The organism is Microbulbifer maximicatervae (SeqCode), assembly GCF_052467325.1.
This window is the reverse complement of sequence record NZ_CP174310.1, coordinates 646,955-661,282: the sequence shown is the minus strand read 5'-3', so window position 1 is coordinate 661,282 and position 14,328 is coordinate 646,955. Positions and strand designations below refer to the sequence as shown.

General features: G+C 45.1%; 12 protein-coding genes. 4 read left to right on the top strand and 8 right to left on the bottom strand.

The genetic code is table 11. The features are described 5' to 3' along the window. Window positions 1-194: 194 nt before the first annotated feature. The 3 genes from ACJJIE_RS03255 to ACJJIE_RS03245 all read right to left on the bottom strand — a co-directional run bounded on the left by ACJJIE_RS03255 (window position 195) and on the right by ACJJIE_RS03245 (window position 2,845). Window positions 195-560, bottom strand: a complete 366-nt coding sequence (locus ACJJIE_RS03255; protein WP_282932368.1) for a hypothetical protein — start codon at window positions 558-560, stop codon at window positions 195-197. A 933-nt stretch (window positions 561-1,493) separates the two neighbouring features. Beyond that, the gene (locus ACJJIE_RS03250; protein ID WP_282932367.1) at window positions 1,494-2,267 is read right to left on the bottom strand and encodes a type 1 glutamine amidotransferase domain-containing protein; all 774 of its coding nucleotides are present in this window, start codon (window positions 2,265-2,267) and stop codon (window positions 1,494-1,496) included. A 185-nt stretch (window positions 2,268-2,452) separates the two neighbouring features. Then, window positions 2,453-2,845, bottom strand: coding sequence for a hypothetical protein (locus ACJJIE_RS03245; protein WP_444893529.1), 393 nt, complete (start codon window positions 2,843-2,845; stop codon window positions 2,453-2,455). 438 nt (window positions 2,846-3,283) lie between these two features. On the opposite strand from ACJJIE_RS03245, the gene ACJJIE_RS03240 reads away from it, so the two are divergent. Continuing rightward, a complete protein-coding gene (locus ACJJIE_RS03240; protein WP_444893528.1) occupies window positions 3,284-5,008 on the top strand; it encodes a hypothetical protein in 1,725 nt (574 codons plus the stop codon). Window positions 5,009-5,109: 101 nt separating this feature from the next. Here ACJJIE_RS03240 and ACJJIE_RS03235 read toward each other — a convergent pair whose 3' ends face one another. From ACJJIE_RS03235 to nirK, 4 genes are all read right to left on the bottom strand, one after another. After that, a complete protein-coding gene (locus tag ACJJIE_RS03235; RefSeq protein ID WP_444893527.1) occupies window positions 5,110-7,404 on the bottom strand; it encodes a nitric-oxide reductase large subunit in 2,295 nt (764 codons plus the stop codon). A gap of 236 nt (window positions 7,405-7,640) precedes the next feature. Beyond that, window positions 7,641-8,387 (bottom strand): SCO family protein, encoded by a 747-nt coding sequence (locus tag ACJJIE_RS03230; RefSeq protein WP_444893526.1) that lies wholly within the window; start codon window positions 8,385-8,387, stop codon window positions 7,641-7,643. Window positions 8,388-8,519: 132 nt separating this feature from the next. Beyond that, window positions 8,520-9,314: a formylglycine-generating enzyme family protein gene (locus tag ACJJIE_RS03225; RefSeq protein ID WP_444893525.1), complete on the bottom strand. Its 795-nt coding sequence runs from the start codon at window positions 9,312-9,314 to the stop codon at window positions 8,520-8,522. Window positions 9,315-9,350: 36 nt separating this feature from the next. Beyond that, window positions 9,351-10,787, bottom strand: a complete 1,437-nt coding sequence (nirK, locus tag ACJJIE_RS03220; protein ID WP_444893524.1) for a copper-containing nitrite reductase — start codon at window positions 10,785-10,787, stop codon at window positions 9,351-9,353. A 1,172-nt stretch (window positions 10,788-11,959) separates the two neighbouring features. On the opposite strand from nirK, the gene ACJJIE_RS03215 reads away from it, so the two are divergent. Then, complete coding sequence (locus ACJJIE_RS03215) at window positions 11,960-12,409, top strand: MarR family winged helix-turn-helix transcriptional regulator (RefSeq protein ID WP_444893523.1); 450 nt, start codon at window positions 11,960-11,962, stop codon at window positions 12,407-12,409. 5 nt (window positions 12,410-12,414) lie between these two features. Beyond that, window positions 12,415-13,161, top strand: coding sequence for a siderophore-interacting protein (locus tag ACJJIE_RS03210; RefSeq protein ID WP_444893522.1), 747 nt, complete (start codon window positions 12,415-12,417; stop codon window positions 13,159-13,161). A 46-nt stretch (window positions 13,162-13,207) separates the two neighbouring features. Here the strand turns inward: ACJJIE_RS03210 and ACJJIE_RS03205 are convergent, their stop codons facing one another. Continuing rightward, window positions 13,208-13,759: a hypothetical protein gene (locus ACJJIE_RS03205; RefSeq protein ID WP_444893521.1), complete on the bottom strand. Its 552-nt coding sequence runs from the start codon at window positions 13,757-13,759 to the stop codon at window positions 13,208-13,210. 303 nt (window positions 13,760-14,062) lie between these two features. Between ACJJIE_RS03205 and ACJJIE_RS03200 the strand changes: the two genes are divergently transcribed. After that, on the top strand, window positions 14,063-14,323 hold the full coding sequence (locus ACJJIE_RS03200; protein ID WP_282932355.1) for a hypothetical protein: 261 nt from the start codon (window positions 14,063-14,065) through the stop codon (window positions 14,321-14,323). The last annotated feature ends 5 nt before the right edge of the window (window positions 14,324-14,328 follow it).

Genomic DNA, 14,328 nt, shown 5'->3' with positions numbered 1-14,328 from the left:
TAACCACCTTAGAAAGCGAACCTGTACCCCCTATCAAAAGCCAAAAAAGGCTTACCTTTTAGGTAAGCCTTCAGTAAAACTAAAAAATACTTCTTATAGAGTATTTTAATATTGATTCACACCAACAGTGCTTCCAGCAGAAAAATCAGATTTAACCTGTTCTGAACTCATCCCAAATTTCAAATCTGCATTGTTCACGTTGAGCTCAATAAAAAGGCTTCCCATTTGGAAATAAGCATATTCCACTCGACCACCGCCTCACTGAGGTCAATAATAACTGCTGTATAGTTTGCCCCCTCTTCATCAGAGATCGCAGTTTGAATATCACTTATCGCACCGGAAACATTACTTTCAAGTGTTTGCCACTCTTGCAATACGACCTGTAAATAATCTTCAACTTGCTGGGTTTCTTCTGCTAGCTGCCCAAAGCTCTGAGACAGTATTTGTAAAGTGGATACATCAGCAGTGATCAGGTCCATCTCTGCCTGTTTATCCTGAATACTCTTTTGATCGGCAGCAATTTTTGCTGCAACCGCCGGCCCTATCACAAACCAGGTCAACAAGCCCTCCGGAAAAGCCACGATAGAAGCAACCGTGCCCAGAGAGATAGCAGTGGCATCAGCAATACCCAGCGCAACGATGCTGGCATTCAGGGGTTTAATATCTGCCTGTAAATTCTTGATATCCTGCTTTAGATCAGCAACTTTCTGCTCGTCAGCCAGGGAATCCTTTACAGAATTGTCGAGATAGGTTGCTTCTTATAATGAATCGCAAACAAAAATACATTTATATTCACATTGCTGATATCAAATCAAACCTTCTAGTCCAGTAAGCACTGATCAGAATCACTCAGCCTGGCAACTATCTCCGTCAAATGCTGCAATCAAATCCAAGGCACCCCCAACCTCTTTATATATGATTAGCTTCCGACTATAAGAACCCAGCAGCCATGAGCCGCAGGCCACCCAGTAAGTGGCTTCTCTTGAGGTAACACAGAAGACGCTTTGCGCATCAGATACACGCCAAAACAATCGTCCTTTGGAAAACCCCCTGCTCTCGAGTCTCAAAACGCCAATATCATTCTGTTTAGCCCATTGAAGAATTTGCGCCTTGAAAAACTCGGATCTAATCGGCATTAACAAATAGGGAACTGCACCCAATAGAGCCAATAAGGCCACTATTACATTGTTCCCCAGAGAGGGGCTAAACACATAGGCTAGCTTCCCCAAAGTTACCGATATTATTAATACAATAAATGGACGCATATTCACTGCCGCCGATTCCAGTTCCCTTTAGAAAGAATGGTAGATAAATATGCAGAGGCAAGATTTAGCTACAGGGCGATCGAGTGATCCCGAGTTAGTTACCCGCGTTATAGCATATTTAGACTAACAGGTAGAGATTGGTCGCATTGAAGCCAAACTCGTTAGAGCTTGACCCGCAGAGTGACTGCCTAACGATAGAGCAAATACACAATAAAGTACTGGAGCAATTTAGTTGCTCTCGATTAAACCCAGCATTTCTTTTGCAACCAGCGCAGAAGAAGGTAAAAACATTGTAGAAACTATACGCTGATCAGATATTACATCATGCTTATCAGCAACATTACCCTTATTAATAATAATGGCTCCATTCTCTCGAAGGCGTTCCTCTACCAAGAACGGTAATAAAGTACCCTGCTTAGCCCAAGACTTCTCTTTTTCTGTAGAGTCTGGGAAACCGGCAACCTTCTTGCCCTTTACCATATAATGGCCATCTTTCAGTTTCACATCTGCAAACGCACCTGCCCCATGGCCACAGCTGCCCACAACTCCCCCTTTCTGGTAAATCCCACCCATAATATTTAGCAGCTCACGATTAGATGCCACATCAAATAAGGTTCCATAGCCTCCACCGATATAAACAGCTGCATAATTCTCTATAACTACTTGCTCAGGCTTTAGTGAACTATTAGCCCGCTCTAAAAAACCTTCATGTTTGATGGTGTAACTACTAATTCCCAGTGGATCCATCATAAACGGGACCACGCCACCTGTTGGCGAAACAAAGTCCACGTCATACCCATGAGAAACAAAAATATGGTAAGGCGGAGCGTACTCCCACAAATTATTTCTTGCATCGTGTTTCTCCGGATCACCCATATCCTGAAGATTAGAAGCAACGATTAGTATCCGCTTAGTCTCAGCTGCTTGTGAAGTTGCAATAAAGCCCATCACAAGAATTATCATAGAACAGATAAGGCTACAGATTTTTGCCGTTTTTCCCACGTTCAACTTCCCCATTCGAATAACTTTGTTACGAAATAGATAGATTACATGAGTAACGTACAACCTTGACATAAGATCGATAGCTTGCAGGAGAAAAGCGATATAGCGAGGTCAAACTGCCCCAAAAGTAACAACGGCCAACATTTCTATAGCGCCAAGCCTACCACCACAAAGTTAACACCCTATTACCGAGCAGCCTTAATAGTTAGGGCAGTAACAACACCCCAAATCCAATTGAAAAACAACACCAGGACTGGTGTTAAGACTCCCAACTCAAATCCGGCAACACCCTTCCCAGCCATCAAAGGGAAAACCACAAACAATTGAAATGCAGAGGGAAACAAACTAAGAAGAGCTCCTTTTAAAAGTAACTTCGATGACCAGAACGGAAGAATAAATAGCAGTCCCCATAAGCCACCCCAAACAATACGAGGATAAAGCCACTCAGGAGATGGAGAAGGGGCAATTGATACGCCAAAAGCGGCATTAACCCCCAACTGGCCAAATAGCCACACCGCAATACTGTTTGCCAAAGCACCGAGGCTTCCGGCTGCAAAGAATATCAGTAGGTTTTTCATCTCCCTCTCCTAGAACTGTAGGACCACTGCAATATTTACTCGCGAATCACACCACAATATAGAAGAACCATCGTCACTCAATGGAAAATAACCTCGCGTACGAATCACAACCCCACCCGAGATGACAGAGTAAATTTTCTACTTTACCTACCCAATAATACAGAACATAAACCAGATTTATCTTGAGTACGCCTGCGTACCAATTAGACACAGCGGAAACGCCAGAAAAATTAGATAAAGCACTAGCCCCCTACTTCTCAAGAATGACTACTTAAAAAATATTTTCAATTTGAGAACCAGCAATATCCGCTGATCGTTTTTGCAACTAATCCCGAAAGAAAATAACTAGCTTCTCAAGCGCCAAATTTATGTAATAGATAAGTGGTACGCTTGTATTTATTTTATAAATTAATTAAAACCAAAAAGGAACTAGTGCTTATGAAAGTGCCATCAGCAGGAGTGCTGTACCCGATTTTATTAGGATTGGCGATCCAGTCAGCGACGTCTCAAGCCCAGTCCTTTGATGAGAGCGCCTATATTGACAGGCAGCTGCAATATATTGAGGAAGGAGTCACCTCCACCAACGATACTGCCGTCGTACTTCAGGCATACACCGGTGATGATCTCAACTGGGATGCGCTAAATAAGAACCTGGATGTACTCCGCAACGGCGGCAAGAAAAATTCTGACTTCACTCTCACTCGCCTAATCCGCATCTTATTCTTCCGCCCCGAAATAAAAGACGAACTCTTTGCCGCACTCGACGGCTATCACTTCTGGTTTAAAGAAGGCGGGACGGGTGACCATGTTTTTGCTTCAGAAAACCATATGATCATGTACACCTCTGCCCAATATCTCCTCCAGGAGAAATATGGGGCATTTGAGGACGACAGAACTTATAAGCGCCTAAAGCGTTATCTGGAAGTGAAGAACCAATATGGTTTCTATGAGTTCTACTCCCCTGTTTACTACCCCTATACCCTCTCGGCACTGCTAAACCTCGTAGACTTTGCAGAGGATGAGGAAATCCGTGAACTTGCAATCGGCGCTGCTCATCGCTTGCTGCAAGATATTTTATTGGTGACCAACGACCAGGGGATCAACTTCGCCGCAGCCGGGCGCAGTAATGACGGCTACCGCCGCAATGGGTCCGGAGGGAATATCAACCGGATTATCTACCTCCTGACAGGTCTGGGCAAAGAGTCAGTACGCACCCCCAGTCCCGCCGGCGTAATGCTCGCCACATCCGGGTTGGAAATCACCGATGAGGTTTTCGAATATTTCGGTAAAGATCTCAACATAAATTATTCAGTCGGTCATTCGCTGGGGGATGCCAGAAACGAGATCTATGCAGACTTTCCCCGGGAAGAGCGCGTACCCTTCTATTGGAGCCAGGGAGCCTACTTCCACCCCGATGTCGCAGCGGATACCGCCTGGTTCGCCAGCAAATACCAACTCGAAGGTTATGAGGGGCTCAAAGCATTTGACCAGTTCCTGGGACTATCGGAAGCAGCCGCCCCTGCGGCCGCCAAGGCGGGGGCTGTATTCAGCCGCAGCTCTGTCCTCTCCTCGGCTAACTTCTCCATATACAAAGATGGTGGAGTTATGATGCACTCCATCCAGAATTATTGGGGAGGCCGCCAGGGCTACCAACAAACCCCCTGGATAGCCACCACCGGCTTCCAGTCTATCTGGGCAAAAGTCGGCGACGGCAATAGCACCATGCAAAATGACCACCTACCTAAGATAAAGCAGGTAAACAATGTTGCCGTGATCCAATACAACCCCTACCCGGAGATAGAATTGTTTCACTCCGGCGGCTCCGATGTCGCTCTACAGTGGCCCGAAGAGTTCGAGGAGGAGTCCCGCAGCGGTAACTGGAAGTTTGGTAGGGAAGATGATGGATACGTTGCCGTCCGCTACCCCTGTGGCAACGGTGACTCCAACACTGTGACCTGTGATTGGAACGAGCAGACCTGGGTCGTCATTATGGGAAGTGAAGAGCGCTACGGGAGCTTTGATGCTTTTAGACAGAAGGTGCTCAATGAAGTCAGTTACGATGCCGACTGGGAATGGCACGGCTCCTTCTGGAAAGGTACCTTGAAGTATGTGTACGATTCAGATGTACAGTTTGATGGAACCGATATCAGCTTAACTTGGTAACAATCAGCTACCGGTGCTACGGGAGGGAATCACCTTCCCGTAGCACCCTGGAAATTCTGGAGAGCAACCTCGTGTGCCAGTCTTCCCAAAGCTTTAACGGCCTAAAGGGAGGCTTTCTCTGCTAACCCCTCCACAGCAGGAGCTTTAGGCTTATCAAGCAGAGATTTCTTCAGTAAATCGATAAGGAATAACCCCAGTAGAAAGCCACCGATAGCAAAAATAACATCCCCTGGAACACGCATCCACACCAAGCTCTCCACTAAGGGACTATGAATAACCTCCGGGGAGCGACCATACCAATAACCATTCTCTAGGACAGCAAAGAACTGGGTTAGACCAATAGGCAGCAGCGACATAAATAGCATTGCAGCCAGGCCCAGGTTAAGCATCCAGAATGCGCCCTTTAGATACACGCCATTCCAGGCCAAATTGGTATTCAGGCCCCGCAAACAGAATAGCATTAATCCGATACCCAGCATTCCGTAGACACCCATCAAGGCTCCATGACTATGAGTTGCGGTAGTATTTAGCCCTTGTACAAAGTAAAGCGAGATCGGGGGGTTGATTAAAAATCCTAGAATGCCCGCACCAACCAAATTCCAAAAAGCTGTAGCTACGAAAAAGAGAATGGCCCATTTGTACCGCGCCATCCAAGGGACAGCATTGTGCATGCGATAACTTTGAATAGCCTCGAAGCCAATGAGTGCCAGTGGAACCACTTCCAGTGCCGAGAAGATGGCCCCCCAAGCTATAACAGAGGTCGGAACTCCAGTGAAGTAGATATGGTGTAACGTTCCAATAAGGCCGCCGCTAAGGAATATCACCGTGGCCGACAGCACAGCACCATTGGCGCTGCTGGCTCGTATAAGCCCAAGCCGCACAAGCATAAGTGCGATCACCGAAGTTGCAAAAGTTTCAAAAAAGCTTTCAACCCATAAGTGAATTACCCACCAGCGCCAGTATTCAGCAACTGCTAGATTAGTATGCTTCCCAGCAAAGAGGCCGGCACCATAAAAGAGCCCGATAGCAACGCAAGAACCATAGAGGACCCACATTACTGGCCTTATTTCAATTTGCGTGGCAAATGCCGGTTTAATCGCTGCTGTTACCAACAACAGCCAGATTACCAGCCCCGACAATAGCAATAGCTGCCATATTCGACCGAGGTCGATGTACTCATATCCCTGGTGCCCCAACAGGAAATTCGTGTCCAGGTCAAAATATTGCTGAATTCCCAACCATTCACCGGCCATGGACCCAACAACAACCACGACTAAAGCGATCCAAAGCAGATTAACACCCAGGTACTGATATTTAGATTCATGTCCCGAAAGGGCCGGTGCAATATACAAACCGGTAGCAAGCCAAGTCGTCGCAATCCAAAATACACCTAGCTGGGTATGCCAAGTACGGACAACCGAGTAAGGCAACATTTCGGACAGGGGAATACCATAGAAATTTTGCCCTTCTACGGCATAATGTGCAGTAATTCCCCCCATAAAAATCTGTAGTAAAAATAGTGCAATTGCGGTAGCGAAATATTTGGCAACGGCTTTCTGCGACCTGGTGGGCTTGGTAAAAAATAATGGGTCTTGCTTATCGGGTACAGGCAAAGACTCATGCCTGCCACTGGCATGATGCCACACCAGAGCACCAATTCCGGCTAATAAGGTAACAATACTAAGTATTGACCAAATAATATTGCTAGGTGTCGGTGTATTGCCAAGTTGCCGGTCAAAAGGCCAATTATTAGTATATGTATATTTCTGCCCAGGTCTCTCAGTAATGGCCGCCCATGCTCCCCAGAAAAAAAATGCGCTAAGCTGTTTACGGCGCTCAAGTAAAGGCACTGTGTCTTCCTTCATAGCGTACTGCTCACGCAATGCGGCCTTCTCAGGATCGCTGCCAAAAAGCGAGATGTAGTGCTGACTCACTTTTTCAATTGCCTGAATACGAGTCGTCGACAGCGAGACAGAGGTCTCTCCCGTAGCGGACATATTCGCAGTGTTTTGACGCATATCCTTACGAAGACTCAATTCCAATCCCGCCTGAATCTCGGGGCTAAGGTCAGAAAAGTTTTCTCCATAGCGTCGCTGCGCTGTAATGTCCAACCAAGCCTGCGCCTCTTTATGTAGCCAATCTGCTGTCCAGTCAGGAGCAACATAGGACCCATGCCCCCATACCGATCCTAACTGGTGCCCCCCCATAGAGCGCCATACTAGCTGCCCTCGCTCTATATCCTCCCGGCTAAAAACAATCTGCCCCCCTGAATCGACATATGCCACAGGAATCGGAGGTTTCTCCCTATAGATATCGCTCCCCAAACTCAATAACACAGTGAATGAAGCAGTTAGCACAATAAACAGTGCAATAACAGTTAGCTTGTGTTTATTCATAACTTTTCCCCTCTCAGGGATTATTAATCACTGCGAATATGCGCAATTAAATTAAGACTTGCTCTGTCATTCGCAATGACTCAATTTAAGATGGCTGATTGATCCCCAATCTTTGATCCACAACCAACCTCCGCTGACGACACTTAAATTAACTTGGTAACTTTCCTCCCTGAACCACCAATATTTATGAGCAGCAGAAAACACAGCTAATCATCCACTACGGTTCTTGTGCTATGTCAATCCACTGACTCTTCAGGACAATCGTTATTTACTTGCTCATCCACTTCTCCTGAGCTTGCTAAAACCACTTTAGAAATTGCAGAAACCACGTCGTCAACACCATCATTCACCCCCTTCATTTGATAGCTGATTTCTCCCTGCTGGTTTAGCACAGTAATCATATTAGAATGTGCAATATATTTTTTATCATTATTCATGGGCTTATAACGCACACCCAGCAATGCAGAAAGCTCAAGCACATCTTCAGGATTACCGTTTAACATCATCCACCGACATTCACTTAAACCCTTATCCTGCATATATTGCTTCAACTGTTGGGGACTATCACGCCCTGGATCAAGAGAAACAAGTAGAAACTGCGTATTCAACTTATCGACATTAGAAATACTCTTCTCAATCTGCCTCAAATTGGCGAGAATAACCGGACAACTGTGCTCACAATAGGTATATACAAAAGATATAACCTGTACTTTGCCTTGCAAATCGGAGATATTGATTGTTCGACTATTTTGATCCAACCAATTGGATGCCACATGATAAACAGAATCGTCAGGAAGCTTCGACTGGGACCAAGCTGAAGCTACAGGCAAGAGTGTTATCAAAAAAATAAAAGTAATCTTTCTACACCACGGGTTATTCCCCCTTGATTTAACAACTTGCCCAATCAACCGATTCAGACTTCGGCCACTCCGGCACAAAAAAATAAATATGGCGGTCCTGCCAAAAATACTTAGCTGACTCATTTCAACCTCCAGAATTAGTACGACTTATTCCCGACATTCTCAATCACACGCAACATCATAAATATTATGATTTGTAGGAACTGAAATTAACCTCGCTTCCAGCCATATCGGAAATACTATGAAGACTACAATTTAATTAACATCTTTCGCACAACGAAATCCAAGAGAGCGCATTGTATATATAGCTTGATAACTGCTACGTAAGGCATAACGCATAAACGCCGCATAATCGCCGGGATCGACAGAAGAAACTGATCCAGAACCGCAAAATAGTGACTGTTCCAACTGTGAATCTCCTCGAGACTCCCCTGTAACTAACGCAGTATTAAAATCATTGACCAGTTCCCAGACAATCCCATGCATCCCATGTACCCCCCAATAATTCGCAGGAGTATCTTTTACGTTAGGCAACAATTCATTTGCAGGCCTTGAGTACCATTCAAGGATTTGCTGACGGTATTCTGGGTCATCCTGACCATTCACCTTATCGTCACTTGCACGTGCAACATACTCCCACTCATCAAGTGACGGCAGACGCTTACCCAAGGATTTACAATAAGCCCGCGCAGAAAACCAGGAAACATTGGTCACAGGCACATCAGCCAGATCATTCATACTCAAAGAATTCATTTGGCGCAAATAATTCCCATCACTGAACACGGGCTTGATATTTTTTTTACTCCACTTGGGGTTCTTTAGAGTAAATAAATAGTATTGAGAGTTTGTTACCGCATAGCGATCAAGCAAAAAAGGCCCGACAACCAAAGAGTCAGTTACATCTTTAAAAAACGGTCTATAGCTCCCTCCAGCTATATAGACCATTTCACCTTTACTCTTATCATCGAGCGACTGACTTGTAGAAGCACTTTGCGCGGCAAATGGTAGGCACATCAGTAAGAAACAGACTAATAGAGCAGTATTCACCATGCACCTAACAACCATTTTATGAATCTCGCAAAAGTCTTAGTGAGTACGTCTTTCAATAACTTGCTCAGGCAGTATTTCACCGCCATTATTGCCCCAGCTGTTCAACACATAAGTCAAAACATTGGCAATACTTTCATCAGATAGCTGCACAGCAGGCATTACACCATTGTAAGTCTGACCGCTAACCACAATTTCCCCTGAAAGCCCATGAAGTAGGATATCAATTGAGCGGTCGGGTTTTGAAAGTAAATAGTCAGATCCTGCCAGCGGTGGAAAAGCACCGGGAATACCCTGGCCGCTTGACTGGTGACAGGCCATGCAATTTTGTGCATAAGTACGCTCACCAAACAGTATGCGCTCTTCTTTGGTTTTAGCCTTGATAGATACTGCACTGGCATCAGAAATACTCTGAATGCCTCCCCCCTCTGGAAGATAGACACTATCCTTTTGCTTGCCTGAATAAATAGCCAGATCTTCGCTACCATCAATTTTTAACATTCCCAGAGCACCCTTATTGAATGCACGGAATATTGAATGATCAACCAATATGAATGTACCTGGAACATCCACCAGAAACTCTACGATCGCAGAACCCCCGGCTGGAATAAGTGTTGATTGCACATGGTGATTTACCATATCACCGCCCTCAACATAAACCTTATCAAAAATCTCCCCAATTACATGAAACGAAGAAACCAGATTGGGCCCTCCATTCCCAACAAATATGCGAACAGATTCACCAACCTCGGCACGTATCGACTCATCACCCGCTATTGCTCCTACAGCTCCGTTGAATACAACATAATCGGGTGTTTCAGAAAGCGCTTTTGCCATATCAAAGGGCTGTAGGCCCTCTTCTCCATACTTTCCTTTCGTATAAAATTCACTTTGCATTATGTAATATTCTTTATCGACCGGAGGTAAACCCTCTTTAGGTTCAACAAGAATTAACCCATACATACCATTGGCAATATGCATTCCTACCGGTGCCGTAGCACAATGATAGACATATAAACCTGGATTAAGCGCCTTAAATGAAAAGCGTGAGGAATGACCTGGAGCGGTAAAGGAAGAAGTCGCACCACCCCCCGGACCGGTAACCGCGTGTAAATCAATGTTATGGGGCATCTTACTCGAAGGGTGATTATTCAGATTAAACTCAACGTGATCCCCTTCTCTGATGCGGATAAAACTGCCTGGTACCTGACCTCCAAATGTCCAAAATGTATAATCAACGCCGTCACTCAAGCGTCCGACCTTTTCTATAGTTTCAAGGGTGACAATAACTTTGGCTGGGTGATCTCGAGTAATTGGAGGTGGAACAAGGGGAGCCGCAGTAAGTGTTGCATGCTCTACCGGAAGCTCCACATCCGTTTCCGCTAGAGTTGGCGTCCCCATCCCCCAAGCCATTCCCACTACAACAAGGGCAGCCAATCTTAAACTTCTATACTTTAACACCTTACCTATATTCATTTTATCATCTCCAAACTTCTTGCCCGTAGTATTTTGACTTCCTGATATAGAATTGAATCCTAAAGCCCGAAATCAGCATGAAAGCATCGGCAATTCAGGTAAATACCCATCAATGATGACTTGGTCGAAATTAGCGTAGAAAACCTCCATATTCACGCAAATTAAAAACCTACGAGAGCAAACATCCTGCCAGCAGAACGATGAGTCGTAAGAACATACGTGGAATACATACACTCACAGTGAAAGATCTAACCAATTGCTCCGATCAATCGAAACCATGAAGCACAAAAACCAGTCATTCACACCCATACCGTTACGCCACATCAAAATATCACACGGTAGAATAGGAACTTAGATAAACTAAATCGCACCCCAAAACCATTACGGATCTTTCAATCCGAAGCAATATTGAGATTCCGATACTAATAAAGCGAAAAACGAAGAATGGTAACCATAGGCGAAATATACCCCTGCACTTATAATTTAAAACAAGAGAATCAGGTAAATTTAAGGACGCCGATAAATTAGAGGAGCTGACAACAGCATACTCGCAAGATACACCCCTGCACTTTCGCCAACTCCCGCAAGCACGACCGTGACACAAATACACCAAAAAATATTGATTTACATCAAGCAAAATACCAGCCGCCCGAAAATCCAGCCACTTTTAATTTGACACAAAACAACCAGCAAATAACAACCAGATTTTTTGGGCTAACGGAGACTTATAGCCTTTCATTTGTTGTGGATATAGTTCGAAAAAACAGAAGATAGAAAAACACAAAATACACCCAATTAATTAAACACTATACCTACTCAATGATTAGCCAAGAAGGCACTTAAGGATATGCCCAGGCACAATAAAAAGAAGCAGCTATTAAAAGTTCTGCCAACCTGAAAACAAGTAAAAATACTCAACTTAGCAATAAAACAAATTCGTAAGGCAGAAGTGGGATCAGTGGCACACCATGAGCTACTCACGTGTTATCTTAGAAACTAAAAGGAGCGTTCTCTGCCAGAGCTAACACCTCTCAACAAGTGCCACCTTGCCTCTTTCATTACTGAGCAGATTACCAATACGCAGCAAATCAGAAACTTGGCAACCTCCATATGGTTGACAGAGTCAACCAATATCAATAAAGTTGACACTATCAACCAGTTAGCATGGCGCCATGAACGATACCGCAATCAATGAATCCCTCCACCAGCTTATTCACGCCTACAAACGGCGTTTGCGAGCTGGTATACAGGAGCAGCAAATTGGCTTGCCGGTGAGCCATATACGGGTACTCAAAGGTGTCTTCAAATTTCCACTGAGTACTGCCCGGTCAATTGCCCAGCGGATGAATTTGGACAAAGCCCAAGTAACACGAGTGCTAAACGACCTGGTGCACTCGGGGCTAATCGAAAAGACCGACAACCCCAATGATCGGCGCAGCCAGTTTTTGACACTAACTACAGACGGAATAAGCACGCTGGAAAAAGTAAGCGGACAAGAAGCTGAAGTGGCCAGGCAAATGACTCGCAACTTGAGTACTGAAGAGCTAGAAAACTTCGCCCGCATTGCCAGCGTTATGGTCGCCAATATGAAAGAGCACTCCACCCCTGACGAAAGGAGCTAAACCCTATGGCCGAGAAAGTTACCAGAGAACTGGTCGTTATTCGCAGGACACAAGTTACTGAAAATATGCTGCGCATCACCCTCGGTGGCGATGATCTAAAAACTCTCGCTCCCAACCAGGAAAGCGCTTATATCAAATTTCTGTTTCCACAAGCTGGAAGCGAGCGCCCGCTATTGCGAAGCTATACCATCAGACACCAGCGTGAAACTGAAATTGATATCGACTTCGCCCTGCATGAACACGAAGGGCCCGCTCTAAGCTGGGCACTTAAAACGCAGCCTGGCGATACGATCTTAACCCGCGGCCCCGGCCCCAAAAAAATGACCAATCCCGAGGCAGACTGGTTTTTACTATTGGGGGACATGACTGCACTGCCAGCCATCAGCGTAAACCTTGCGGAGCTACCCAAGGATGCAAAAGGTTACGCATTAATTGAGGTCTCCAGTGAAGCTGATATTCAGGAGCTGGAACACCCAGAGAACCTGCAAATCCAATGGATTATCAATCCGGCTCCATCCGGCGAGAAACTACTGGAAAAATTACAAACACTAACCTGGCTCGATGGACAGGCCTCCGTATGGGCCGCCTGTGAATTCGACAGCATGCGTACCCTACGGCAATTTTTTAAGCAGGAAAGAGTAATTCCAAAAACCCATATTTATATCTCCAGTTACTGGAAAATTGGGCAGTCGGACGAGGGTCACAAACTCGCCAAGCGCATGGACAATGAAAAGATGGAAGGACAGGGATAATCTACAGGTAGGCGGAAAGAGAAAGCCTTCTGATTATAGGCTTTCCCTACTCAACAGAAACAGGCCTATCTAACCGATACCAATAATTAGACAAAAAGCCCCGGGCGTCGGGTTTAGAAATCTGCCTGATAATTTCCGGGGCACCCGACCTACAGCGCCATTCATACATAGAGGCACGGCCAGCCACTACCGCAGGAACGGTCGTGGAACTTTGATTATCTTTGCAATATGAAAGCATCGCACTACTCGGCTCCCGACTAGCGTCAGCTTTCTCATCACAGGGGAGATTAGCCCCAACAAAGCAGGCATAGACACTTCCATCCATACATCGCCAATAGGTCCCCCTCGCGACCCAATCTTCAGGTGCTTCTGCATCGAGATTGGCGGCTTTTCTAATGCCATCAACGATTTCCTGCGGCATAGCTTGGCCGGCAAAGCGCTGAACTGGGTTGTCATCATTTACCACCGCCGCACAGTAGTCGAATGGACTAGTGAGAATGCTTAACTCTCCCACTTTTTTATCTTCAGAGTTAGCGTAATTTATTACAGCAAAGAAGCTTACAAAAGCTAATGCTGTTGCACCCAAGTTTTTCTGCATAAACACTCTCCTCTAATAAAAACAAGCCTACCATCGAGCTGAAAGTTCTATACAACTTAAATATCAGAGGTATCCACTTTAGTTTGATCAAGCCTACCCCCAAAGACCGAACAAAAAATGGTTACACATAATGTACTTTTTCAAACTGACAGCAAAAAACAACTACCATAAATCAGCGAATAAATCTAAAAGCGATACCCGAATAAATTTTAAAAATAAAAAATAGGGACGCCTAAAAAAAACAATCTAGAAAAAGGCAGAAAAACTGATATATTTCTTAAAAATTCGAACTGGAGACTTCCATTGAGCCAAGATCTGTCACCCTCTGCCAAAGGTGTACCCAACTTAGAATTGCCCCAATGGATTAATTGCCAAGAACGCTTGCCCGAGCAGTCCGATGCAACCTCTCGCGGCTACGTCCGAGTCATATGGAAATCCACCAACAGCTCTGATGGTGTTATTACGCGCACCTGGGAAGTTGGTATGGACCACTATGAAAATGCCCACAATTATCTAGGCTGGATGCCTATCTCAATCATTGTTGAATCTACCAAAACCAATTAAAGAGA